21 protein-coding genes are annotated in these 23,277 nt (G+C 72.5%); 12 read left to right on the top strand and 9 right to left on the bottom strand.

Features of this window, described 5'->3' with window-relative positions; all coding sequences use genetic code 11:
• Nucleotides 1–366 precede the first annotated feature (366 nt).
• Nucleotides 367–1,320 (bottom strand): SMP-30/gluconolactonase/LRE family protein, encoded by a 954-nt coding sequence (locus IEY93_RS11700; protein WP_203968574.1) that lies wholly within the window; start codon nt 1,318–1,320, stop codon nt 367–369.
• 362 nt (nt 1,321–1,682) lie between these two features.
• On the opposite strand from IEY93_RS11700, the gene IEY93_RS11695 reads away from it, so the two are divergent.
• Both IEY93_RS11695 and IEY93_RS11690 read left to right on the top strand, forming a co-directional pair.
• On the top strand, nt 1,683–3,560 hold the full coding sequence (locus tag IEY93_RS11695; protein WP_203968575.1) for an ABC transporter ATP-binding protein: 1,878 nt from the start codon (nt 1,683–1,685) through the stop codon (nt 3,558–3,560).
• Nucleotides 3,557–5,455, top strand: a complete 1,899-nt coding sequence (locus tag IEY93_RS11690) for an ABC transporter ATP-binding protein (RefSeq protein WP_203968576.1) — start codon at nt 3,557–3,559, stop codon at nt 5,453–5,455. The genes IEY93_RS11695 and IEY93_RS11690 overlap by 4 nt, the downstream gene beginning before the upstream one ends.
• 71 nt (nt 5,456–5,526) lie before the next feature.
• On the opposite strand, the gene IEY93_RS11685 is transcribed toward IEY93_RS11690, so the two are convergent.
• Complete coding sequence (locus IEY93_RS11685) at nt 5,527–5,883, bottom strand: ubiquitin family protein (protein ID WP_189163031.1); 357 nt, start codon at nt 5,881–5,883, stop codon at nt 5,527–5,529.
• A gap of 234 nt (nt 5,884–6,117) precedes the next feature.
• Between IEY93_RS11685 and IEY93_RS11680 the strand changes: the two genes are divergently transcribed.
• The 4 genes from IEY93_RS11680 to IEY93_RS38040 all read left to right on the top strand — a co-directional run bounded on the left by IEY93_RS11680 (nt 6,118) and on the right by IEY93_RS38040 (nt 9,028).
• The gene (locus IEY93_RS11680) at nt 6,118–6,744 is read left to right on the top strand and encodes a hypothetical protein (protein ID WP_189163030.1); all 627 of its coding nucleotides are present in this window, start codon (nt 6,118–6,120) and stop codon (nt 6,742–6,744) included.
• Between the two features lie 346 nt (nt 6,745–7,090).
• Nucleotides 7,091–7,630, top strand: a complete 540-nt coding sequence (locus tag IEY93_RS11675) for a VanZ family protein (RefSeq protein ID WP_189163029.1) — start codon at nt 7,091–7,093, stop codon at nt 7,628–7,630.
• A 154-nt stretch (nt 7,631–7,784) separates the two neighbouring features.
• Nucleotides 7,785–8,534 (top strand): GntR family transcriptional regulator, encoded by a 750-nt coding sequence (locus tag IEY93_RS11670; protein WP_189163127.1) that lies wholly within the window; start codon nt 7,785–7,787, stop codon nt 8,532–8,534.
• Between the two features lie 74 nt (nt 8,535–8,608).
• Nucleotides 8,609–9,028 carry a hypothetical protein gene (locus tag IEY93_RS38040; protein WP_229691055.1) on the top strand — a complete coding sequence of 140 codons (420 nt, stop codon included), beginning with the start codon at nt 8,609–8,611 and terminating at the stop codon, nt 9,026–9,028.
• 302 nt (nt 9,029–9,330) lie between these two features.
• Here the strand turns inward: IEY93_RS38040 and IEY93_RS11660 are convergent, their stop codons facing one another.
• Nucleotides 9,331–10,719, bottom strand: a complete 1,389-nt coding sequence (locus IEY93_RS11660; protein ID WP_189163028.1) for a coiled-coil domain-containing protein — start codon at nt 10,717–10,719, stop codon at nt 9,331–9,333.
• A gap of 297 nt (nt 10,720–11,016) precedes the next feature.
• On the opposite strand from IEY93_RS11660, the gene IEY93_RS11655 reads away from it, so the two are divergent.
• Together IEY93_RS11655 and IEY93_RS11650 are read left to right on the top strand one after the other, a co-directional pair.
• Nucleotides 11,017–11,607 carry a gamma carbonic anhydrase family protein gene (locus IEY93_RS11655; protein WP_189163027.1) on the top strand — a complete coding sequence of 197 codons (591 nt, stop codon included), beginning with the start codon at nt 11,017–11,019 and terminating at the stop codon, nt 11,605–11,607.
• A gap of 55 nt (nt 11,608–11,662) precedes the next feature.
• Complete coding sequence (locus tag IEY93_RS11650) at nt 11,663–13,015, top strand: hypothetical protein (protein WP_189163026.1); 1,353 nt, start codon at nt 11,663–11,665, stop codon at nt 13,013–13,015.
• A gap of 704 nt (nt 13,016–13,719) precedes the next feature.
• Here IEY93_RS11650 and IEY93_RS11645 read toward each other — a convergent pair.
• From IEY93_RS11645 to IEY93_RS11620, 6 genes are all read right to left on the bottom strand, one after another.
• Complete coding sequence (locus tag IEY93_RS11645) at nt 13,720–14,001, bottom strand: metal-sensitive transcriptional regulator (protein ID WP_189163025.1); 282 nt, start codon at nt 13,999–14,001, stop codon at nt 13,720–13,722.
• Nucleotides 14,002–14,042: 41 nt separating this feature from the next.
• On the bottom strand, nt 14,043–15,125 hold the full coding sequence (locus IEY93_RS11640) for a glycosyltransferase (protein ID WP_189163024.1): 1,083 nt from the start codon (nt 15,123–15,125) through the stop codon (nt 14,043–14,045).
• On the bottom strand, nt 15,122–15,928 hold the full coding sequence (locus IEY93_RS11635) for a hypothetical protein (RefSeq protein WP_189163023.1): 807 nt from the start codon (nt 15,926–15,928) through the stop codon (nt 15,122–15,124). Before IEY93_RS11635 ends, IEY93_RS11640 begins: the two co-directional genes overlap by 4 nt.
• Nucleotides 15,929–16,255: 327 nt before the next feature.
• Nucleotides 16,256–18,403, bottom strand: a complete 2,148-nt coding sequence (locus tag IEY93_RS11630; RefSeq protein WP_189163022.1) for a (Fe-S)-binding protein — start codon at nt 18,401–18,403, stop codon at nt 16,256–16,258.
• Nucleotides 18,404–18,579: 176 nt separating this feature from the next.
• The gene (locus IEY93_RS11625) at nt 18,580–19,329 is read right to left on the bottom strand and encodes a TetR/AcrR family transcriptional regulator (RefSeq protein WP_189163021.1); all 750 of its coding nucleotides are present in this window, start codon (nt 19,327–19,329) and stop codon (nt 18,580–18,582) included.
• A 13-nt stretch (nt 19,330–19,342) separates the two neighbouring features.
• Complete coding sequence (locus IEY93_RS11620) at nt 19,343–20,158, bottom strand: sugar phosphate isomerase/epimerase family protein (RefSeq protein WP_189163020.1); 816 nt, start codon at nt 20,156–20,158, stop codon at nt 19,343–19,345.
• A 127-nt stretch (nt 20,159–20,285) separates the two neighbouring features.
• Here IEY93_RS11620 and IEY93_RS11615 point away from each other — a divergent pair, with 127 nt between their 5' ends.
• The 4 genes from IEY93_RS11615 (at nt 20,286) to radA (ending at nt 23,255) form a co-directional block, all read left to right on the top strand.
• Nucleotides 20,286–20,984 (top strand): class I SAM-dependent methyltransferase, encoded by a 699-nt coding sequence (locus IEY93_RS11615; protein ID WP_189163019.1) that lies wholly within the window; start codon nt 20,286–20,288, stop codon nt 20,982–20,984.
• 85 nt (nt 20,985–21,069) lie between these two features.
• Nucleotides 21,070–21,450 carry a MerR family transcriptional regulator gene (locus IEY93_RS11610; RefSeq protein ID WP_189163018.1) on the top strand — a complete coding sequence of 127 codons (381 nt, stop codon included), beginning with the start codon at nt 21,070–21,072 and terminating at the stop codon, nt 21,448–21,450.
• The gene (gene trxA / locus IEY93_RS11605) at nt 21,447–21,761 is read left to right on the top strand and encodes a thioredoxin (RefSeq protein ID WP_189163017.1); all 315 of its coding nucleotides are present in this window, start codon (nt 21,447–21,449) and stop codon (nt 21,759–21,761) included. The genes IEY93_RS11610 and trxA overlap by 4 nt, the downstream gene beginning before the upstream one ends.
• A 60-nt stretch (nt 21,762–21,821) precedes the next feature.
• Nucleotides 21,822–23,255: a DNA repair protein RadA gene (radA, locus tag IEY93_RS11600; protein ID WP_189163016.1), complete on the top strand. Its 1,434-nt coding sequence runs from the start codon at nt 21,822–21,824 to the stop codon at nt 23,253–23,255.
• Nucleotides 23,256–23,277: the final 22 nt, after the last annotated feature.

The raw sequence follows: 23,277 nt of genomic DNA, 5'->3' as shown, positions 1-23,277 counted from the left end.
GCGCCGGCATTAGCCGTACACCGTCCCACCGACGCGGCGCCGACGAGAGGACCCATCTGACGGACGGGGAGAAGCCACCCGACGTACGGCGCTAACGACGACGGCGACGTAAGAATGCGCGCAGGCCCATGACCACGGCTACGGCCAGCAGTACCGGAACGGCGAGGATCAGGATCTCGGCCCAGCCGAACGAGGGCATTCGCGCTCCCTTTCTCGTGTGCCTGATACGAGGCTGGCGGTCCAGACCGGGCCATCAAGGGGGCCGGATATCGGGGAACATCTCCGCCGGTCGGGACTGCTGTTCGCGGGCGCGGAGCCCTCGAACCCAAAGCCGGGTTCGAGGGCTCCGCATGGCGGCCGGGGTGGTCAGCGGCGGTTGATGGCGACCACGGTGTACGGGGTCGTGGGGGTCGGGGTGGTGCTGAAGCGGGCGTTGGGGAGGTACAGGCGGTCGCCGTGGGCGGCGACCGTGGTGGGCACGTCGAAGCGGGGGTCCGTCAGCCCGCGGACCACCTTCCCGGACGTGCCTCTGCCGTTCAGTTCGACGACGGTCACGGTGTTCTGGAAGTTCTGCACCACGTAGAGAGTGCAGCCCTCCAGCAGCATGCCGTCCCCGTTGACCAGCGACGCGGTGCCGAGGTCCACCAGGGTGGCGACGCCGGTCTTCGGGGCGACGCGGAACAGCTTGCCGGTGTTGGACTGGACGACGAGCAGCGCCGCGCCGTCGGGGCTCTGGGTGATGCCGTTGACGTTGAAGCCGTCCCCGTAGGTGATGTCCCCGCTCAGCGGCACCTGCTTGGCCTCGGCCGGCAGCGCGCCGCCGCGGCCGAACGGGACGACGTACAGCACCGGGTTGATCGAGTCGGTGAAGTAGGCGGCGTCGGGGGTGAGCACGACGTCGTTCACGAAGGCGGGGCCGGTCGCGAGCTTGTAGGTGGCGATGACCTTGCCGCTCCGGGTGTCGACCACGCGGGCGTCGCCCGCGTCGCCGCCGGCGACGAACAGCCGGCCTCGGGAGTCGATCTTGAGGCCGACGGACGGGGTGCCGGGCCCGGGTTCGATGATCCGGCCCGCGCCCGTGCGCAGGTCGGCACGGTAGATCGCGCCGGTCGCGACCGAACCGAAGTAGGCCGCGTCGCCCGAACCGATGGCGATGCCTTCGGGCTGGAAACCGTCGGGGAGGGAGAACTCGGTGGGATAGGCGGGCTTGCCGGTCGCGGTGGAGGCCACGCCGGCCGCGGCGCCGGAGCCGGTCGCCGCCGTGGCCGGCGCTCCCGCGAGCACGACCAGGAACCCGGCTAAGAGAACTGCCACCTTCATGGGGGAGATCCCATCTGTCAGGAAAGAGAGATCTTTCCGGAATGCCCGCCTGGGCGACGGATCTAACGCCGATCCGATGGACGGGAGCCGATGTCGTGACCTCCCGGGCCACCGGCACCAGGCCCGGCCCTCCGGTGGCCAGGGCGAATGCGCACCGTGACCGTCGTTCGCCGTGTGCCCGGCCGAGCGGCGTACCGGACACCAGGGCGGTACGCGGAGGTGACGGTAATTGCGTTGTCCGGCCGGAGGGACCTCTGCTGTACTCCCGGAGGTAACCCGGCCGGACGAGGAGGCAGTGATGAGCACAGCGGTCATGTCCACGCAGCAGGTGATCGCCCCTCGTCCAAAGGACATGACCGCTGGTGACAGCACCCGATTCGACGGCGGCGCACGGAGCCGCCGCCCCTAGCCCCGACCACGCGCCCGGGGGATCCCGCGGGCGAATCGCTTCTCCCGGTACGCCCGCGTCACGGCGGGACATCCTGCGGTCGTTCCGGCCGGCGCCGCGCGCCGCCGCCGGGCTGATCACGGGCATCGGCGCCGCCACGGCGCTGCCACTGGCCGCGCCCCAGCTCACCCGCCGCTTCGTGGACGACGCGATCGGCGGGGCCGGCCTTCGCCATCTGACGCTCGTCGCGCTGGGCTATCTCGCGCTCGCCGTCGCCGGCCAGGCCGCCCGCCTGCTCGCCGCATGGCTCGCCGGAGGGCTCGCCTGGGACGGCACCAACCGGCTGCGCGAGCGTCTCGCCGAGCACGCGCTCGGCCTGGACATGGCCTTCCACGGCAGGCGTACCCCCGGAGAGATGATCGAGCGGGTGGACGGCGACGTGGTGGCCGTCGCCGACTTCGCCGTCGCGTTCCTGATGGACGTCGTCGCGGGCTTCCTGCTGCTCGTCGGCGTGCTCGCCGTCGTCCTGGCCACCGACGCGCGGCTCGGCGGCGTGCTGCTCGTCTACTGTGCCCTGATCGGGCTGCTCATGGCGCGTACGCAGCGGCTGGCCGTCCCCTCGGCGACCCGGGCCCGGGCGGCGAGCGCCGTGGTGTTCGGCACGCTGGAGGAACGGCTGGCCGGCGTGGAGGACATCCGGGCCAACGGCGCCGGCGCCCAGGCCGTGGCCCGGTTCCAGCAGGTCAGCGCCGAGATGTACCGCGCGGAGGTACGCGCCGACAAGGTCAGGAGCGCGTTGCTCGCCGGGACGTCGGTCGCGTTCGCCGCCGGCACGGCGCTCGTGCTGGGCCTGGCCGCGTGGGGCCGGCAGTCGGGGGCGCTGACGGTCGGCACGGCCGTGCTGCTCTTCCAGTACACGCAGATGGTGCGCACACCGCTGGAGCGGCTGATCGACCAGCTCAAGCAGTACCAGACGGCACTGGCCGGGATCGCGCGCATCGGCGAGCTGCTCGCCGAGCGGCGCACGCTGCCCGGCCCTGCCGCCCCTCGCCCACTGCCGGCGGCCGGGGCGCTCGGCCTGCGCCTGCGCGGCGTCGGGTTCGCCTACCCAGGCGACGGCGCGCGGGTGCTGTCGGACGTCACGCTGAGCCTGGCTCCGGGTGAGACGCTCGGCCTGGTGGGCCGCACGGGCAGCGGCAAGTCCACCGTCGCCCGCTTGCTGCTGCGCCTGTACGACCCGGTCGAGGGCACCGTCGCGGTGGGCGGGGTGGACCTGCGGGACACCGCCCCGGCATCGCTGCGCCGGCGCGTCTGTGTGGTCACGCAGGATGTGCAGCTCTTCGCCGCGACCGTGCGGGACAACCTCACGCTGTTCCGGCCGCTCGCCGACGACGGCCGGCTGCGCGCCGTTCTCGAAGAGGTGGGGCTGGGCGAATGGCTGGCCGGCCTGCCGGACGGGCTGGACACCGAACTCACCGGACACGCCGGGCCCGCGGACCACACCGAGCAGGACGAGCCGCTCATGCGGCACACCGGGCTCTCGGCCGGGGAGGCGCAGTTGCTGGCGTTCGCCCGGGCGTTCCTCGCCGACCCGGGTCTGGTGATCCTGGACGAGGCCTCCAGCAGGCTCGACCCGGCGACCGAGCGGCACGTCGAGCGGGTCACCGGCCGGCTGCTCGCCGGGCGCACCGGCGTGCTCATCGCGCATCGTCTCTCCTCGCTCTCCCGGGTGGACACGATCGCGGTGCTGGACGGCGGCGCGGTGGTCGAGTACGGCCGCCGCACCGACCTGGCCGCCGACCCGGCGAGCCGGTTCGCCCACCTGCTGCACGCGGCGGGGGTGCGCGCATGACCGGCCGGATGGACGCCCAGGAGAGCGCGCGAGTGACGGCGCGGGCGGGCCGGCGGAGTGCGGCGCGGGTGCGGCCGTGGCGGGTGGTGGCCCGGGTCACCCGGATCGTCGGGCTGCGCCGTTATGTCATCGGCGCGCTCCTGTGGGCGCCGGTCAGCGTCCTGCCCCTGCTCAGCGGGCTCGTGCTGCAACGGCTCTTCGACCACGTCAGCGCGCAGCGCGTCGTCGCCATCGGGGAGCCGCTGTGGCTGTGCGCGGCGCTCGTCGGCGTGGAGATCGTCCGCGGGCTGGTCATGGTGATCGCCTGGGTCTACGGCACGTACTGGTGGGACGCCGCGGCGACCGTCCTGCGCGCGAACCCGTTGCGCTCGGTCCTCACCGCCCGCGGGGCCGCGGCCGGCCGGCTGCCGCACTCCTCGGGCGAGGCCGTGGCGCGCCTGCGCGATGACACGGCCGACCTGGTGCAGCTCACCGACGACATCGTGAGCCTGGTCGGCGCGGCGCTGTTCAGCGCCGCCGCCCTGGTGATCATGGCGGCGATCGACCCGGTCGTCACCCTGGTGCTGCTGGTGCCGATGGCCGCGATCGGCGTGCTGAACCGGCTGCTCAGAGGGGTGGTCCAGCGCCGGCACCGGCGAGCCCGCGTCCTCGGGGCGATGGTCACCGGCTTCGTCGGCGACGTCTTCGGCGGCGTGCTGGCGATCAAGACGGCGGGCGCGGAGGACGCGGTGCTGCGGCGCCTGCGCGAGCGCAACCGGGCGCGGCGGGACGCCGCCGTACGGGACCGGCTCGCCGCCGGCCTGCTGGAGACCGGGACGGGCGCGGCCGTGGAGATCAGCATCGGTCTGGTCCTGCTGCTCGCCGCCCCGGCGATGCGCCGCGGCGCGTTCACGGTCGGCGATCTCGCGCTGTTCACCGGCTATGCCGGTTGGCTGGCCGCGCTGCCGCGTACCGCCGGTTCGATGCTGTCGCGGCTGCCGCAGGCCGCCGTGGCCGTCGAACGGCTCACCCGGCTGATGGCCTCGCATGAGGACGCGACGGATCTGACCCGGCCCGGAGAGGTGTGGTTCACCCGCCGCCCGCCCTCCGCGGCGGCCACGCCACCCGGGCACGACGACCCGCTCGAGGTGCTCGACGCGCGCGGGCTGACGGTCCGCCACGGGCACGGCAGGGGCGTGCGGGACGTCGATCTGCGGCTCGCCCGCGGGTCGTTCACGGTGGTCACCGGGGCCGTCGGGGCGGGCAAGACGACGCTGGTGCGGGCCCTGCTCGGGCTGGCGCCGCTGGACGCCGGCACGATCACCTGGAACGGCAGGCCCGTGGCCGACCCGGGGACCTTCCTGGTGCCCGGCCGGGCGGCGTACGCCGGCCAGGTGCCCCGGCTGTTCTCGGAGTCGCTGCGGGAGAACCTGCTCCTCGGCCATCCCGGCGACGGACGCCGGGGCGGCGGGGGTGATGCGCAGATCATGCGTGCCCTCGAACTCTCCGTGCTCGACCGGGAGGTCGCGGCCATGGCGGACGGGCTGGACACCGTCGTGGGCCCGCGCGGCGTGCGACTGTCCGGCGGTCAGGTGCAACGGGCGACGGCGGCGCGGGCGCTGGTCCGCTCTCCCGACCTGCTCGTGGTGGACGACCTGTCGTCCGCGCTGGACGTGGAGACCGAGCGGCTGCTCTGGGACCGGATCGCCGCCGCCGCCCGGGACGGAAGCGGGCCGGGCACTCTGCTGGTGGTGTCGCACCGCCGCGCGGTACTCGAACGGGCGGACCAGGTCGTCGTGCTGGACCGCGGACGGGTCGCCGGACGCGGAACGCTGACCGAGCTGCTGGAGAGCTGCCCGGAGATGCGGCGGCTGTGGACCGGGGAGTTGCTGGTCGAGGCGGAGGAGGCCCGCTGAGACCGGCTCCGGGCCGTGCCTGGGCGCGGAGGGCTACAGCACGCCGAAGGCCGGAATGGACCGGGCGCTCATCAGAGGCGGCGGTGGGCCGGGGCGGCGTGCGCGACGGCCGGGGGCGGGCACTCCGAGGCATCGCCCACCGGACCCGGGGACGCCTGGGGCGGCCGGTCACGACTCGGCCGCACCTCGCCCGGCCCTGGCAGCGGGTCGTCGACGTGGAGGAAGCGCTCCTCCAACTGGGTCTCGGCGGCCAGATGGGCGGCCAGTTCCTCCAGCGTGGCGGCGCAGCGCACGTTCGACAGGCCACGCTGGAGGAGACTCCGGGAGACGCCGTGCCGGCGGACGGCGTACCATCCGCCGCCCACGGCGTCCGACACGAGCCAGTGCTTGCCGTATCGCTCTTTCAACTCGTGGATCGTCACCGCCATGGCCGAACACCCGTCCGGCGACCGTACGGACGCGGGCGGCGTCGCGCGGTGGTGCGTCTCGCGGGTGGTGCGGCGAGATGAGGGGAAAGAGCAACCGTCAAGCAACAGATGCGTGCCGGTGCGGCGGGGGAAGCCATACGGCCAGGTTAGTGAGCGCAACGTGATCAATCAATCACGGATAGTAATCATCGACGGCTTTGGCCTACATCGGCCACACCCTGTCACTCTGAAGGTATGAACACCACTGATCTGGTGGCCACACGAAGGTCACTGCACGCCGTCGCCGAGCTGCTGCTGGCCGGGCCGCAGTACCGGCGGACCGGCACCATCCGCCTGCGGGCCACGCCCGGCGGCTTCGGCACGACGACAGAGCCTGACCTGCGGGTAGAGGGGGGCGAGCTGGTGGCGGGCGGCGAGCGCCTCCCGCTGTCCGGGCGGTCGTTCCAGGAGCTGGGCATCGCGACCGGAGCGGGGGCCGGCGCCCCGGAGAACCTGTACTCCGACGGGTCGGGCGCCACGCCGGACGACGTGCCGGCCGTCGAGCCCGCCGCGGCGGAGCTGCTCGCCCACGCCCTCACGCTCGGTGACCGCGCGCTGCGCGCGTTCGCGCCGGATGCGACGCCGGTGCTGTGGCCGGAGCATTTCGACCTCAGCATCACCGTCGACCGGGTCAACTACGGCGTCTCGCTCGGCGACGGTTACCTTGACGTGCCCTACGCCTATGTCGGCCCCTGGGAGCCGAGAGGCGGCGACTTCTGGAACGCGCCCTTCGGCGCCGCCCACCCGCTGACCGAGTTGGGCGAGGACGCCGCCGCGCTCACGGCGTTCTTCGCCGAGGGCAGGAAACACGCCACCACCTGACCGCTGCACTCGTCGTACCGGCCGTCCCCGGACAGCGGGGACGGCCGGCAGCCGCTGCGGACCGGTGGCGGCGTCGATCGGCCAGGCGGCGGGAAGCGGGCCAGGACGCCGTCCGCCGCGGGGGAGAACACCGATCGGGTGCGTGCGCCGGGGGACGGCGCCCTTCGGCAGGGGTCCTCGGCCGGCGGCTCCGGATGCACGCTCCGTCATCGCCGCCGAGCGGGACCGGCTGCTGAGCCCACGGTAGGGACCTTGCTCCGGGGCCAGCCTTTTCTTACCCGGCCCGGCTCTCGGAGCCCGCCGGCCGCGGCACGTGGGACGACCTCCGTCCGGAAAGATGTCCGCCATGCGGCTCGAATTTCAGCTCTGGGGATATGTCGTAATAGCCACATTTCTCTGGCTCCCCGGTGCCGTCGCCGCCGCACATCTCCTGGCCCGCCACCGGGCGCGCCGGGGCCGTCCGCACCCCGCTCGCACGGCGTACGCCGATGTCTTCGCGGTGACCGGGACGCTCCCCTGGGTGTGGATGATCCTCACGCCGGGACGGGCCTCCGGGGTCAGCCTGGTGCCGCTTCGCGACCTCGCCGAGCTGGCGCACGGGCCGCTCGGCGCGGCGTTCGCGCAGGTAGGAGGCAACCTGCTGGTCTTCGCCGCACTCGGCGCGCTGCTGCCGGTGCGTTCCTCGCGCTTCCTGCCGCTGTGGCGGGTGGCCCTGCTCGCCGCCGCGCTGTCGGTGACGGTGGAGGCGCTGCAGTACGGCCTGCGCCTCGGACGGGTGTCGTCGGTGGACGACGTCCTGCTCAACACCGCGGGCGCCGTGCTCGCCGCGCTCGCCACCCGCCGCTGGTGGGCCACCCGGACGGCGGCCGGCGACGGCACCCGATAGCCGGGCGCGCGAAAGGCCCCGGAGATCACCACACAGGCACGATCCGCGCAAAAGAAGCACGGGACCAACGTGCGCTTCTGTGCGATCGTGGACAAGGCGGGGCAAGTTCTCTGGAGACGCGGACCGCGTTGGTGACTGAGGGTGATAGAGCGTGATGCAATCCCCGGTACCTCACGAACTCCCCATCTATCGCCGTATCGCCGATCGCCTGCGCCAGGCGATCCAGGCCGGCGAGTTCCACGACGGGGATCGCCTACCGGGCGAGAACGCCCTCATGGCCGAGTACGGCATCGCACGCGCCACGGCGCGGCAGGCACTGTCCGTCCTCATCAACGAGGGCGTCGCCGTACCACGCAGGGGGTCGGGAGTCTACGTGCGGCAGTTCCGGCCGATCCGCCGGCACGGCTCGCGCCGGCTCTCCCGCGAGCGGTGGGGGACGGGGCGGGCCATCTGGGACGGCGACACCGCCGGCCGGCCGTACACCGTGGACGAACTGGAGATCGCGCGGGAGCCGGCCGTGGACGAGGCGGCACGGGTGCTCGGCTGCGCGGAGGTCTGGGTACGGCGGCGGCGCTACTCGGTGGACGGGCGGCCGGTGCAGCTCGCGGCCTCCTGCTTTCCCGCCGAGCTGGTCGAGGGTTCGCCGGTCACCCGGCCGGACACCGGGCCCGGTGGCGTCTACGCGCGTCTGCGCGACCTGGGGCACGCGCCCGCGCACTTCACCGAGGAGGTACGCGCCCGGATGCCCGCCCCGGAGGAGAGGGACCGGCTCGGCCTGTCCGCCGGCACGCCGGTCATCGTCGTCTGCCGTACCGCGTTCGCCGCGGGCGGCGAGGCGGTCGAGCTGAACACCATGATCATGGACGCCGCGTCGTACGTACTCCAGTACGACTTCGATGCGTGAGTCAGGGGGATATGTCAAGCGTTAGGGTGACCTGTCCCGCTCGAACATTGATTTCTCTAGAGATGTCCCGCACCGTGAGGGAGAAAGCTCACGACCTGGCCCTCGCCGCGGGAAGGGTGGACGGGATGTCGTTCGACCGGCACCTCGCCGAGATCGCCCGGGAGTTCCCCGACTGGACCATCTGGCGCAGCGACGCCGGCCGGTGGTGGGCGACCCGGCACCACCTGCTCACCGCCCGGGAACGCGACGCCGGCTGCGCCATGACCGTCGACGCCGACGACCCCGAGGGACTGCGCGAACGCCTGCACGAACAACGCCGGTACAGCGTCGCCCTCACCGAGAACCCCGACCCCGCCGGCACCTTCCCCGACCGGCCGGAACACCTCCCCGCCGCTCCGCCGGACCGGCCAGGGGGACACGAGTCCGCGCCGGCCTCCGACGGGCCGGATGAGCCGGAACCTCACCGGCCCGACCCGCCCGGCCCTCCCCCCTGACCCGGTGGAGCCATCCGGGGCCCCAAGCCCAGGCGGACCGGATGGTTCTCCCCTCAGGGCGAAGGCCGCGGCGAGATCAGCGTTCCACCCGCGAGAAGAGACGAAGAGGGCGACAGGCGTACATGACGACGAAGGACCGGTCTTTTCGGTCCTTCCGCTGAGGGGGGACGGGGCCGCCGCACGGCGGCCCCCGCCCGAAGCCCCGATCGCCCGGCCGCCCGCCGGACGAGAGGGACCGCGGAAACCTCCGACCCTATCGGGGGCGGAGGTTTCCGCTCGGGGCGGAGGATCCGTCCGCGCGGCTACTGACGGTGCGGAGACAGGCCGCCGCCGTCGAGGTGGCCGGGAGTGCGCACGTCGGCGCCCTCGAAGAAGCCGCGGACGCGTCCCTGCGGCGCCTCGTGCCCGAGCACGACGTCCTGCGCCTCCGGGTGGCGGTCCACCACCTGCACGGTCTCCTCGACGACCTCACGGGCGTCGCCGGCGTCGGCGTCGAAACCCGAGCGCGCGTACCCCGCGTCCTGCGGTCCTCCCGTACGGTGCGCCGCGTGGGCGTCCTGCTGGTCCGCGCCGGCGCGCGGGCTGAACAGGTCGTGGCCGGCCGGCGCCCCCTGCTCGACGGCCGCCCCCTCCTCGTCCCGCCCGTCCTGGTCGCCCCGGGTGACACCCTGGGCGCCGGCGTGCCGGGCGTCCTCGGCCGTGCGGTCGTCGCCGCTCGCGCGCCCCACCTCGCCGGTGTCCTCGCCCCCATCGGCGGTGTCGTCCAGCACGACGCGCACCGAGTCGATCTCCTCGGCCGCCGGTGCCTCGGGCTTGCCCAGCAGGTCGTCCACGGTGCCGATCTCGGGCGGAGGCGGCAGCACGGCGCCCTCGTCGACCAGCGGGCCCGCGGACGACTCGCGCCGCAGCAGGTCGGTGAGCACCGAACCCATCTCGTTGAGCCGGCGCATGACCTCACCGTGGGTGTCGGTGAGGAAGGTCACCCGCTGGCCGGTGTGCTGGTCCAGCGAGTCGGCACGCTGACGGGCGGCCTGCAGCGTGTCGCCCGCCTCGGCGCGCGCGGCCTTCAGGGTCGCCTCGGCCTCGTTCTTGGCGGAGCTCAGCGTCGCCTCGGCCTGGGCGTTCGCCTCGGACACCAGACGCTCGGCCTCGTGCTGGGCGGCCGTGAGGGTGCGGTCGGCCTCGGCCCGCGCGTTGCGCAGCGTCTCGTCGGCCTCGGAACGCGCCGCGCCGAGCGTCTCCTCGGCGTCCGACCCGGCCTGCGCGAGCAGCCGCTCGGCCGCGTCGGTGGCCTCGGCGACCCGGCGCTCGGCCTCCGCCTGGGCCGACGAGAGCATGCGTTCCGCCTCGGCGGCGGCCTCCTCGCGCGTCTTGGCGGCGTCGGCGTCGGCGGTCTCCCGCTTGGAGATCGCCTCCTCCTCCGCGAGCTTGAGGATCGCGCTCAGCCGCTGGCCGAGCTCGTCGTAGTCCTGCGGGGCCTCGGCCAGGCGGCGGCGCGCCTCCGTGAGCTCGACACGGCCCTGCTCGGCCTGCTCGATCGCCCGTGCCAGCCGTTCCTCCAGGTCACGAATCTGGTTGCGCGTTCGGACCATGTGATCGTGGACCTGGCGGCGGCTGTATCCACGCATCACCACCTCGAAGCCGAGGTCCTCGTGCATCATGTCGGGAAAGCTGTCGTGCTGGTTCGTCATGGCTGAGCCCTGGGGGTCTTGAATCGAGTGGGGGTCGTGCTTCGGTAACGACACGTCAGGAGACGACTTTCCTGCCATCTGCCCAAGTCCGCAACCCGAACGCCCGACTCTTACCGTCTGGATGGCTCCCTCCCACCGGCAAGCCCCATGAACCACCCCAAACCCGCTCAGACGCAGCCCCCCGCCTCAAAGGCGCCCCGCCGAGCGCAGCGAGGAAAAGACAACACAGCTCGCGGCAAGGGCGCCACGAGCCGCCGAGCGCAGCTAGGCCATATGACACCGTGAGATCATCGGGTTATGAGCGAGCGTCCGCACTCCAGGTCAGAAGGGCCGGGGGTCTTTCCGGCCTCGCCCTATGTCGCGGCGCTGACGGACGCCGTGCCGGTCGTCCACCCCGAGGCGTACGTGGCGCCGACGGCGGTCGTGGTGGGCCGGGTCCGGCTCGGGCGCGGTACGAGCGTCTGGTACGGCTCGGTGCTGCGGGGCGACGACGAGGCGATCGAGGTCGGCGACGAGTGCAACATCCAGGACCTGTGCTGCCTGCACGCCGACCCGGGCCTGCCCGCGGTGCTCGATGACCGGGTGAGCCTCGGCCACCGGGCGGTCGTCCATGGCGCGCGCGTGGAGACGGGGGCGCTGGTCGGCATCGGCGCGGTCGTGCTGAACGGCGCCACGATCGGCGCGGGTTCGCTGGTCGCGGCGGGCTGTGTGGTGACGCCCGGCAAGAAGATCCCGGCGGGGGTGCTGGTGGCCGGCGTGCCGGGGAAGGTCGTGCGCGAGCTGACCGACGACGACCGGGCGACGTTCGCCCGCACCCCGGACAACTACCTGGCCAAGGCGGCCCGCCATCGCGCCGCCACCCCGCTCCCTTCGTCTCCCGGCGCCTGACGCCCACTCCGGAGCCTTCGTGCAGGTCGGGGAGTCGTGACCTGCCGCCAGTACGATGGCGGCCGTGCAGTGGGACCCTTTCGAGGCGATCGAGCGGGATGTCCGCGCCATGGTCGCCGACCAGCGGTGGGCTGACGTCCCCGCGCCCACTCAGGCACAGGCCATGGCGGCCCGCCTGCTGCGCACCCCTGACGGCGGCTGCTGGCTGTTCGGCACGCACGCCCGCTGGCATCGCCACGACCAGGCGGACGGGGAGTGGCATCTGTCGGCGCCCCCGGCGGCGCCGCAGGTCCGCGCCGCCGCGCTGCCGGCCCACCCCGCGCCGCCGGTGCCCGGGCATCTGCTGCCGGCCGCCGCCGACCTCGCTCTCGCCCGGGGCTCGACGCAGGCGTTCGTCGGCCCGGACGTCCCGCGCGGGCTCGCCGACCGCATCAGGGAGCTGCTGGACGTGGCCTGCGGGCTCAGGGAGGAGAACCGCCCTTTCACGACGGGGCCGTTGCGCGAGGTGTTCCACGAGGACGCGACCGCTCCGGTGGCCGCGATGTGGGGGGCGATCATGTGGACCGCCTACGCCCCCGCGTTCGACGGCAACGAACGGCTGCTGTCCATGTTCGGGGAGTTCCTCGACCGGCCGCTCCCGGGGGACGACTGGGTGCGCTGGCTGCCCGCCATGCCGCTGTCCGCGCTGACCTCGCTCTACGCCGAGCGGCTCGCGCGCGGGGCGCGGGCGGCGACCTTGGTGGCCGCCCATCTCACCGACACGGCGTCCGCGCTGCTCGCCGATCCGCGGTTCGAGTTCCGGGCCGCCGCGCTGCTGGCGATGGTGACGCCGCTGCGGTCCCGGCCGTGGCTGGACCATCCCGCCCGGGACGCCGAGACCATGGCACAGGCCTGGATGTCACGCTGTCCCCCGAGCCTGCGCGGCGCGCTGCTGCCGGAGACCTCTCCCGGCGAGCATTTCCGGCACACGTTCTACGACCTGGTGGAGGCGCTGTCGTTCGTGTCGGTCCATGGGGCCGACCCGCGGGCGGTGGCCGCCTCGTTGCTCGCGGCGGATGTCGACGCCATCGCTCCCACCGTCGCGCCACAGCTCTACCCGTGGCTGGACGCCGAGTTGCGCCGCGCCTTCCAGGTGGCGCTCGGCGATCCGGGGCATCCGCTGCGGGGCTGCTGGCCGCGCGACGGCGAGCCGCCGGAGGCGCTGCGACCGGCCGACCGGAACACGGCGGCGGCCCTGCTCGGGGCGGGGTACGCGACCGGGCTCGCCTGGTGCCGGCTGACCGGTACGGTGCCGCCGCCGCGGGGTTTCCCCACGTCCTCGGCGATGGTGACGTGCCTGATCCACCAGCGGGACGACCCAGTGCCTGGGGCCCCGGCAACCTCGGCGGAATGGATACGCCACAGGTGACCCCGGTGGCAAGATCTAAACCGATTATCGGGTTATTTGTTGCTTACCTCGCGTATATCATTCCCCGCCCCCTGATCTGGGGATTTGACGGAATTGTGATCTCGGAACGGGGAAATGGTTCCACGGGGACACGGGCGGGTCTGGCGAATGGTCCCGATGGGCCATGTCGTGCAAAGCCACTCGGCCGTAACCTCGAAGTGGGTGTGGGCTGCGGAAGGAAGGACGACGCGGTGGGGCACGATTATCTGGACTCACGAGTCCATGACCGTGTCGCGTTGGACGAGATCGCGCTCTACGCGGAGGTGCTCAGCGCCGTCGCTGTCAGCGAGCGAGAGCTGACCTTGGATGAGCTCGACAACGCGCTCGGGTTGCGGACTTCGGTGAGCCACTGAAGTAGCTCGCAGAACTGGTCCCGAACTCCCTTTGGGGTTCGGGACGGTTTTGTGAGAGGCGCCGGACCTTCTTGTGACCCCTCGACGGGACTAGTCAACCCGGGTCGTGCGGCACCCGCCCGCCACAACGGGCGCACTAGCCTTCCGTACGGTCGCGACGGGCCCGATGACCACCGGGCGGGCGCGAGCCGGACGCCCGCGAGAAGCCAGGGCGCAGAGCCGCGCCGGCACGATCGGCGCGCGACCGAGGCCGGGCGGCGCCGCGGAGTTCCGGGCCGAGACGTGCCGGCGGAGCTTGCGATCGGGTGTGACCTACGAGCGGACCAGGCGGGCGATGGCGGCCGAGGCCTCCTTGACCTTCTCTTCCGCCTCGGGCCCACCCGCGCTGATGGCGTCCTTCACGCAGTGGCCGATGTGGTCCTCCAGCAGGCCGAGCGCCACGGCCTGCAGGGCGCGCGTGGCGGCCGACACCTGGGTGAGGACGTCGATGCAGTAGGCGTCCTCCTCGACCATGCGCTGCAGTCCGCGTACCTGGCCTTCGATGCGCCGGAGCCTGGTCAGATAGGCCTGCTTGTCATCGCTGTACCCATGCATGCCGTCCACGATACCTCTTCGGGGTATGCGGGCCGTGACGCTCAGGAGCGGCTGCGCAGGGAGTCGAACAGCTCCTCCCACCGGACGGCGATGGCGGGCGCGGCGTGCGCCGCCGCCGACTCGCGCGCCCCCGCGGCGAGCATCATGCGGCGGCGTTCGTCGTCGATCAGCGCGAGCAGCGCCGAGGCGTACGCCCCGATCTCTCCCTCGCCGGGTGGCACCAGGACGCTGTCGAGGCCGGGGGTGACGAACTCGCCGACCCCCCGGGCGCCCGCGAAGCCCACCACCGGGACGCCGCAGGCGAGCGCCTCGATCACGGTCATGCCCGGCGACTCGGTGTGCGAGGTGACCGCGACGATGGACGCCTTGGCGAACTCCCCCTGCAGGTCGGGGGTGGTGCCCATGAAGTACACGTTGTTGTGCAGGTTCAGCTCGCCGACCAGCGCGCGCAGCCGCTTCTCCTCCGGCCCGCCGCCGTACAGGCGCAGCCGCCAGTCCGGACGCTTGTCCGCGACGATCGCGAAGGCGCGGATCAGCCGGTCGAACGCCTTGCCCGGCAGCCACCGGCCACCCGCCGAGACGATGCGGTTGTCCATGCGCGACCGTGGCCAGGGGCCGGGCGGCAGGGCGTCCGGGATGGTCAGCACAGGCGGGTTGCGAGCGCCGTCCAGCAGGCGGGTGAACTCCTCGGCGGTCGTCTCGGTGGAGGCGATCACGGCGTCCAGCTTGGGGTAGAAGCGCCGCACCGGGGCCGGGACGGCCGGGCGGCTCCACTCGCGGGCGACGCGCACCGTCTCACGCGGCACGTGCCGCGCGGCCTGGACGCCGAGCCCCGGCCTGGTGGTGACCAGCACGTCGCCGCGCAGGCCGCGAAGGGTGCGCCACAGGGCCACCTCGGTGCGCATCTGGCCGCGGGGCAGCAGGTGACGGACGCCGGGACGCGCGTCGACCAGCCAGCGCAGCGAGACGCGCGAATCGATCGGGAAGAACGGCGTCTCACGCACCCTGCGCACGCTGATGATCTCCACGTCGTGCCGGCCGGCCAGCTCGGTCGCGAGGTTGAGCACGCCGCGCGTGTCACCGCGCATGCCGTACGCGGACGGGACCAGAAAGCAGATCTTCATCCGCCCACCTCGAGACGGAGCTCGTCGTCCACCGTGTAGCAGGGCCGGACCGGCACGCCGTCCACGGTGGTGTCGGGATAGTGGACCCGGCGCCGCTTGCCGTCCACGTCGTCGATGCGGGCGCCGAGCGGGAGCGGCGCCTCCAGGCCGTCCACCTCCAGCGACGGCGTCCACAGCCCTTCGTACTCGGACGTCGCGGCGATCACGTCGACCAGCGAGAGCGCGGCGTGGAAGCGCACCCCCTGGACGGTCGCCGCGGCGGTCACCTCGGCCTCGGGACCGGAGACGCCGCGCAGCGCGAGACGGGCCCCGCGATGAGCGTCGTCGTCGTCGAAACCGGTGTAGGCGAGCAGGCCGGTGACCTCGAACCGGCCCTCGCGGAACCACACCGCCCGCACGTCGGCCACCGGCTCGGCCGGGGAGATCTTCAGGGCGAGGAAGCCGTTGCGGGTGCGGTAGGCGCGGTAGGCGAGAGTGCGGCGGCTCAGCGCGTAGGCGTCCAGCCGGTCGAGCGAGAAGCCCGGGTCGACGCACTGCATGCGGACGCGCCCGCCCCCGGACGGGCCGGGCTCCAGGTAGGTGTCCCAGCGGCCCGGGGTGAGGTCGAGCGGGGTGAGCGAGACCGCGACGGACGCCTCTCGCGCCTCGGCTCCCGGCGTGCCGAGCACGACCTTGGCCTCGGCGCCGGTGCCGCGCTGGCGCAGGACGAGCCGGGTGCCCTCGGCCGGTGGTTGCTCGATGGACAGGCGGAGCGAGAGGACGTCGGCCAAAGTGACCTCGGCATCGGTGACGACGACCCGCACCGCGCCCCCTCCCCGTCGATTGGAGCCCCGCGCGTTGAGGTTACCGTTATTTCTTCGATATGTGGAGGAAGCATTTCGGGCCCTGTGCGTCCTCACGGTGGACACAGCCCTCCCGCAGGTCAGAACGTGATCACGCCTTGATGCGATCATGGTTTTCCGGGGCCGTCCGGACGGCCCGGCGCGCCCGTCCCGGCGGCCCCCGCGCACCCTCGTGAACCACCGTGCCGGCCGGCCCGCGGCGGCGCGCGATCCCCGCCCCGCGAACGCATCCGGACGGGCCGGAGGCATCCCCTGCGCAAGACGGCGCGGCACGCGGGCCGGGGCCGGTCAGGCCTTGACCGGCCGGCCCTTGACCGAGGTGACCAGGAGCTGGGCCACGTCCACGACCTGCAGGGTCTCCTTGGCCTGGCCGCCGTTCTTCTTCTCCTCGATCGCGTCGCCGAGCATGACCAGGCAGAAGGGGCAGGCCGTCGAGACGGTGTCCGGATCGGTGGTCAGGGCCTCGTCCACCCGCTCGGTGTTGATGCGCTTGCCGATGCGCTCCTCCATCCACATGCGCGCGCCACCCGCGCCGCAGCAGAAGCCGCGGTCCTTGCAGCGGTGCATCTCCTGGGTCTGGACGCCGGGCACCTTGGCCATGATGTCGCGCGGCTGGGAGTACACCTTGTTGTGCCGGCCCAGGAAGCACGGGTCGTGGTAGGTGATCTTCTCCTCGATCGGCGTGACGGGCGTGAGCCTGCCCTCCTCGACCAGCTTGGCGAGCAACTGGGTGTGGTGCACGACCTCGAAGGTGCCGCCGAGCTGCGGGTACTCGTTCGCGAGGGTGTTGAAGCAGTGCGGGCAGGTGGCCACGATCTTCTTGACCCCGGCCTCATTCAGCGTCTCGATGTTCTGCTGGGCGAGCATGTTGAACAGGAACTCCATGCCCAGGCGGCGGGCCGGGTCGCCCGAGCACGCCTCCATCGGGCCGAGCACGCCGAACTTCACCCCGGCGATGTGCAGCAGCTCGGCGACCGCCTTGGTGGTCTTCTTCGCGCGGTCCTCCAGCGCGCCCGCGCAGCCCACCCAGAAGAGGTACTCCAGGTCGTCCGGGACCTTGTCCTCGATCACCTGGACCTCGATCGGGTCGGCCTCGCGCGAGGCGAGCTCCTCGATCCACTCGGCGCGCTTCATCTCGGGCAGGCCCCACGGGTTGCCCTTGTTCTCGAGGTTCTTGAGCATGACGCCCGCCTCGGAGGGGAAGCTCGACTCGATCATCACCTGGTAGCGGCGCATGTCCATGATGTGGTCGATGTGCTCGATGTCCACCGGACACTGTTCGACGCACGCGCCGCAGTTGGTGCACGACCACAGCACGTCGGGATGGATCACGCCGTCCTCGGCGACCAGCGGCTTGCCGGCCAGCGCCAGGACGTCCTCGGGCAGGCCGGCCCGCTCCTCCTCGGTGGCGAGCAGGTACGGCGCGATGGCCATGGCGTGGTCGCGCTGGTCGAGGATCAGCATCTTCGGCGAGAGCGGCTTGCCGGTGTTCCACGCCGGGCACTGCGACTGGCAGCGGCCGCACTCGGTGCAGGTGTAGAAGTCGAGGAAGCCCTTCCACGTGGTGTCCTCGATCTTGCCGCGGCCGAAGACGTCGGTGTCGGGGTCGGCCTCCTCGAAGTCGAGCACCTTGCCGTTGCTGCGCATCTCGGGCACCGCGCCCAGGGCGTCCGGACGGCGGGAGAACGCCACGTTCAGCGGCGCGGTGAAGATGTGCAGGTGCTTGGAGTTCACCACGATGACCAGGAACACCAGCATGACGCCGAGGTGCAGGAGCAGGCCCGCGCTCTCGAGCACCTCGTTGGCCGTCGCGCCCAGCGGCCGCAGCAGCGCGGCGACCCCCTCGGAGGCGAACGCCCCCGACCGGTAGGGGAAGTTGCCGGTGTTGATCGCCGCGCCGCGGAACAGGAACAGCGACCAGATCACGTTGAAGATCATGAAGAGGATCAGCCACGCGCCGCCGAGGTGGGAGCCGGAGAAGCGCGAGTCGCGGCCGAGCTTCTTCGGGGAGTTCCTGACCCGGATGGCGGCGAACGCCGCGAGGCCGGCCAGGCAGGCGACGGCGATGAGGTCCTGGAGGAAGCCGAGGACGGGCCAGGTGCCGATCAGCGGGATGTGGAAGTCGGGTGTGCCGGTCACGGCCCCCTGGATGAGCGCGCCGTACGCCTCGATGTAGACCGTGATCAGGATGACGAACGCCCAGAACACCGCGAAGTGGGCGGCGCCCGGTGGAGTCCACTTGAGCAGCTTCTTCTGCGCGAACACCTCGACGAGCTGCGCCCGGACCTCGGCGCCGAGGTTGTCCTTGGCGTACCCGATCCGCTCCGGAGCGGGCTGGCCGCTGGTGGCGAGGCGGTAGAGCCAACGCACACGGCGACCTGCCAGCGCGACCGCCACGGCGGTCATCGCCAGCCCGATGATCGCGACAAGCAGCACGGGTCCTCCAAACTGTGGCGTTGGCTGCCCAGCGTAGATACACCGGTCATCCAGGGTGGCTCGGCCGTACCGAATAATACTCGCGAGTAACTTACCAACGGTAGCCGGAACGACGTCTTTGACGAAACGCTACTAGAACAATGCTCCGGGAAAAGCTCGTGCCGGCGCCCGGCCGGTCAGTCGCCGCCCAGGTAGCGCTGGATCGTCGGGGCCAGAAGCTCCACGAGATCGTCGATCTCGGCGGAGGCCAGCGGCTCCAGACGGAGGACATACCGCATCATGATCACGCCAAACATCTGCGCGAAGGCGACCTCCATGCGCACCGGCGGGATGCCGAGCCGCTCCACCACCCGGTTGAACACCGCCATGGTGAAGAACTCGCGCAACATCACCATGACCTGCTCGTTCGTCATGGCGCTCCGCATCAGCGCGAGCACCGGCCCACGGTCGTCGGGGTTCGCGGTCATGGTGAGCAGGAAGCGGACCAGGCGGGCCCCGATCTCGTCACGCGGCCCCTCCAGCAGGAGCGGAAGCACCCGGGCAGGGTCGGCCGGCAGTCGCATCGCCTGGACGAAAATGCCCTCTTTGGTGTCGAAGTAGTGGTGCACCAGGGCGGGGTCCACGGCGGCCTCGCGCGCGATGCCCCTGATCGTGGCCTTGTCGAAGCCCTTCTCCGCGAAGATCTTGCGCGCGGCGGCGAGGATCTCACCCTTGGTGTCGCCCGCCCCGCGCCGCCGGCCCGGCCGCCGCCGTCCGGCCGCCGGACCACTCTCACCGCCGGCACCACCCGCGCGCCCGGCGGCCCCCGGGGCGGTCACCCGCTCGGCGTCCGGCCCCTGCCCGGCCGCGCCCGCTCCGCCGCTCGCCTCGGCCCCTTCCAGGCGGCCAAGGGGGCGGACGCGTCCGGGTGGCACCTCGTGGTTCATGTCGTCTATCGGATCATGTCCGGGAGGAGGCGGCGAAATGCAGCCGGGCGAACGCCAGCCCCTCGGCGAGATCGTCGATGCGCTCGGTGCGGCTCGCGGCCTTGCGGGTGTTGATCTCGAGCACGATGAGGCCGCCGTACCCGGCGGTGGCCAGGCGCTCCAGGATGCGCGCGCACGGCTGGACGCCCCTGCCCGGCACCAGGTGCTCGTCCTTGTTGGTGGTGCCCACACCGTCCGCCAGGTGCAGGTGCGCGAGCCGGTCGCCGAGCTTGTCGGCCATCTCCAGCGCGTCACTGCCCGAGACCGCGGTGTGCGACAGGTCGAGCGTGACCTGCGGGTAGTCCTGGTCGAGCGGGTTCCACCCCGGGGAGTACGGCACCACCTCGGTGCCGCGGGCGCGCAGCGGGAACATGTTCTCCACCGCGAAGACCACATCGGTCTCCTCGCGGATGCGGGTCAGCCCCACCTCGAAGTCGCGCGCGTAGTCGCGCTGCCAGCGGAAGGGCGGGTGGACCACGACGGTGCGCGCGCCGAGCCGCTCGGCGGCCTTGCGCGCCCGCACCAGCTTGGCCCACGGGTCGCGGCCCCACACGCGCTGGGTGACCAGCAGGCAGGGGGCGTGCACGGCCAGCACCGGGATCTGGTAGTGGTCGACGAGCCGTTCGAGCACGTCGATGTCCTGACTGATCGGATCGGCGCCGACCATCACCTCGACCCCGTCGTAGCCCAGGCGCGCGGCCAGCTCGAAGGCGTCCGGAGTGCGCTCTGGATACACCGACGCGGTGGACAAGGCGATCTTGGCGTTCGGGACTCGGATGACGTCGGTCACAACTGCCAGCCTAAGCCGGGTCACGGGCTACCGGCGCGCCACGACCCGGGATGGAAGGAGGATCACAGCACGCGCACCGGGCGCGGGCCCCGTCCGGTGGACGTCCGCGCTGGTCTACGGTGTCCCCATGGCGCGGATCGTCGAGGGGGCCATCCCGAGCCCGAACATCTGGAACTCCCCCCGCACCTACGAGCTGGAGAACCGCGCCGTCGACCCGGACGGAGCGGTGGACGCGGCGATCTCAGGGATCCGGCCGTGGACCGGCGGCATCGTGCTGGACATCGGCTGCGGCGCCGGCTACCACCTGCCCGGCTTCGCCGCCACCGCGAGCAAGGTCATCGGCGTCGAGCCGCACTCGGGCCTGGCGGCGCTGGCCGCCGAGCGCTGCCGCGGGCTCCCGCGGGTCTCGGTCCGCGCTGCCACCGCCCAGGCGCTCCCGGTGCCCGACGGCTCCGTGGACGTCGCCGTGGCCCGGTGGGCGTACTTCTTCGGGCCCGGCTGCGAGCCTGGCCTGCGCGAGCTGTCCCGGGTGATGCGGCGCGGCGGCGCGGCGTTCGTGGTGGACTTGGACGCCACCCGCGGCGCGTTCGGCACGTGGTTCAGCCGCACCGTCCCGTCGTACTCCGCGCCGGCGGTGGAGGCGTTCTGGTCACGCCAGGGCTGGCAGCGCCGCGAGCTCGACCTGCGCATGGTCTTCACCTCCCGGGCCGACCTCGAGGCCGTCCTGCGCATCGAGTTCACCCCCGCCGTCGCCGAGGAGGCCATCGCGCAGACCCAGGGGCTGGAGCTGCCCTATCCGAACGTCCTGCGCTGGCGCCTGTACTGAAGCCCGCCGTACCCCCGGGACGTCGCGGGCTTGACCTTGACGTTGACGTCAACGATTAGCGTGGTCGCGGGCTCAGGGAGGGGCGATGCGCATCGGAGAGCTGGCCAGGCGCGCGGGTGTGAGCACCCGCGCGCTGCGCTACTACGAGCAGCAGGGGTTGCTGCCCGCCCGGCGGTCCACCAACGGCTACCGGGAGTACGAAGAGTCCGACCTCAAGCTGGTCACCGAGATCCGCTCCCTGCTCACCGTGGGTTTCACGCTCGAAGACGCGCGTCCGTTCGTCGAGTGCCTGCGGTCCGGCCACGGGTCCGGCGGCGCCTGTCCCGAGTCCGTCGAGGTCTACCGGCGCAAGATCACCGAGATAGACGACCAGATCCGCACCCTGCTGGAGCGGCGCGCCGAGGTGGCGGCGCAGCTCGCCGAGGCGTGCCCGGGATGCGCGCTCAGAACCGGAGGAACAAGATGATCACACTGACCGCGGAGAACTTCAACGAGCTGGTCCTGCGCAGCGACAAGCCCGTGCTGGTCGACTTCTGGACCGAGTGGTGCCCGCCGTGCCGCATGGTGGCCCCGGTGCTCGAAGAGATCGCCGACGAGTACGCCGGACGGCTGACCGTGGCCAAGCTGAACGCCGAGGACCACCCCGAGATCGCCCAGCGCTACGGCGTCATGGGCTTCCCCACCCTCAACCTGTACCGGGACGGCGAGGTGGTGCGCCAGGTGATCGGCGCCAAGCCCAAGCGTCTCCTGCTCGCCGACCTGGACGGCCAGTTCTGAGGCGGGTGGGCGGCCGCCGGGCGGGCGGGTTTGTCGGCACGGACCGATAACGTGCCTCGCATGACCAAGACGCAGAAGGCCGGCTACCGCTGCACCGAGTGCGGCTGGCGCACCACCAAGTGGGTGGGCCGCTGCGGCGAGTGCCAGGCGTGGGGCACGGTGGACGAAGAGGGCGCCCGCGCCGGCGTCCACGTCGTCCAGGGGGGCGCGGTCTCCGCTCCCGCGGTGCCGATCGGGCAGGTGAAGGCCGAGTTCGCCCGCGCGCGCACCACCGGCGTGGGTGAGCTCGACCGCGTGCTCGGCGGCGGCCTGGTCCCCGGCGCGGTGGTCCTGCTCGCCGGGGAGCCGGGCATCGGCAAGTCCACGCTGCTGCTGGAGGCCGCGGCCAGCATGGCCGGCCACGAGACCGTCCTCTACGTCACCGGCGAAGAGTCCGCCGCGCAGGTGCGCATGCGCGCCGACCGCATCGGCGCCGTGCGCGACCAGCTCTACCTCGCGGCAGAGACCGAGCTGTCGGCACTGGTCAGCCATGTGGAGAAGGTCCAGCCCCGGCTGCTCGTCGTCGACTCCGTGCAGACCATCGGCTCGGCCCAGGCCACCGGCGTGCCCGGCGGGGTCACCCAGGTCCGCGAGGTCACCGCCAACCTCGTCCGCCTGGCCAAGGAGCGCGGCATCTCCACCGTCCTGGTGGGCCATGTCACCAAGGACGGTTCGATCGCCGGTCCCCGGGTGCTGGAGCACCTGGTCGACGTGGTGCTGCACTTCGAGGGCGACCGGCACTCCCGGCTGCGCATGGTCCGCTCGGTGAAGAACCGCTTCGGCCCGACCGACGAGGTCGGCTGCTTCGACCTGGACGAGAGCGGCATCCGCGGGCTGGCCGACCCCAGCGGGCTGTTCGTCTCGCGCCGCTCCGAGCCGGTGCCCGGCACCTGCGTCACCGTGACCGTCGAGGGCACCCGCCCGCTGCCCGCGGAGGTGCAGGCACTGGTCGGCCCGACCGAGGCTCAGCAGCCGCGCCGGTCCTCCTCCGGCCTCGATCCCTTCCGGGTCACGATGATCCTCGCCGTGCTCGAACGCCGGCTCAACGCCCGGCTGAGCGGCTGCGACGTCTTCACCGCCACCGTCGGCGGCATCCGGCTGAGCGACCCCGCGATCGACCTGGCCGTGATGCTGGCCGTGGCCAGCGCGGCGGGCGACCGGCCACTGCCGCCCGGCCTGGTCGTGCTCGGCGAGGTCGGGCTGGCCGGAGAGCTGCGACCGGTGCGCGACATCCGGCGCCGGGTCGCCGAGGCCGCCCGGCTGGGGTTCACCCAGGCCCTGATCCCGGCCGGCTCACTCGACCAGCCGCCGCCCGCCATCGCCGGCGCCCAGGTGCAGAAGGCCGCGCCCCCGGTGCCGGTCGGCCGGCCGCCCCTGCGCACCACGACGTTCTCCCAGGGGTTCGACGTCACCGAGGCCGAGAACGTCTGGGACGCCCTGACGCACGTAACCTGAACGGTGTCCGGTCCGGCCAAGG

The organism is Sphaerisporangium melleum (genome assembly GCF_014646695.1).
GTDB classification, from domain to species: domain Bacteria; phylum Actinomycetota; class Actinomycetes; order Streptosporangiales; family Streptosporangiaceae; genus Sphaerisporangium; species Sphaerisporangium melleum.
Note: the sequence above shows the minus strand (reverse complement) of the source record. Positions and strands in the feature narration are given on the sequence as shown.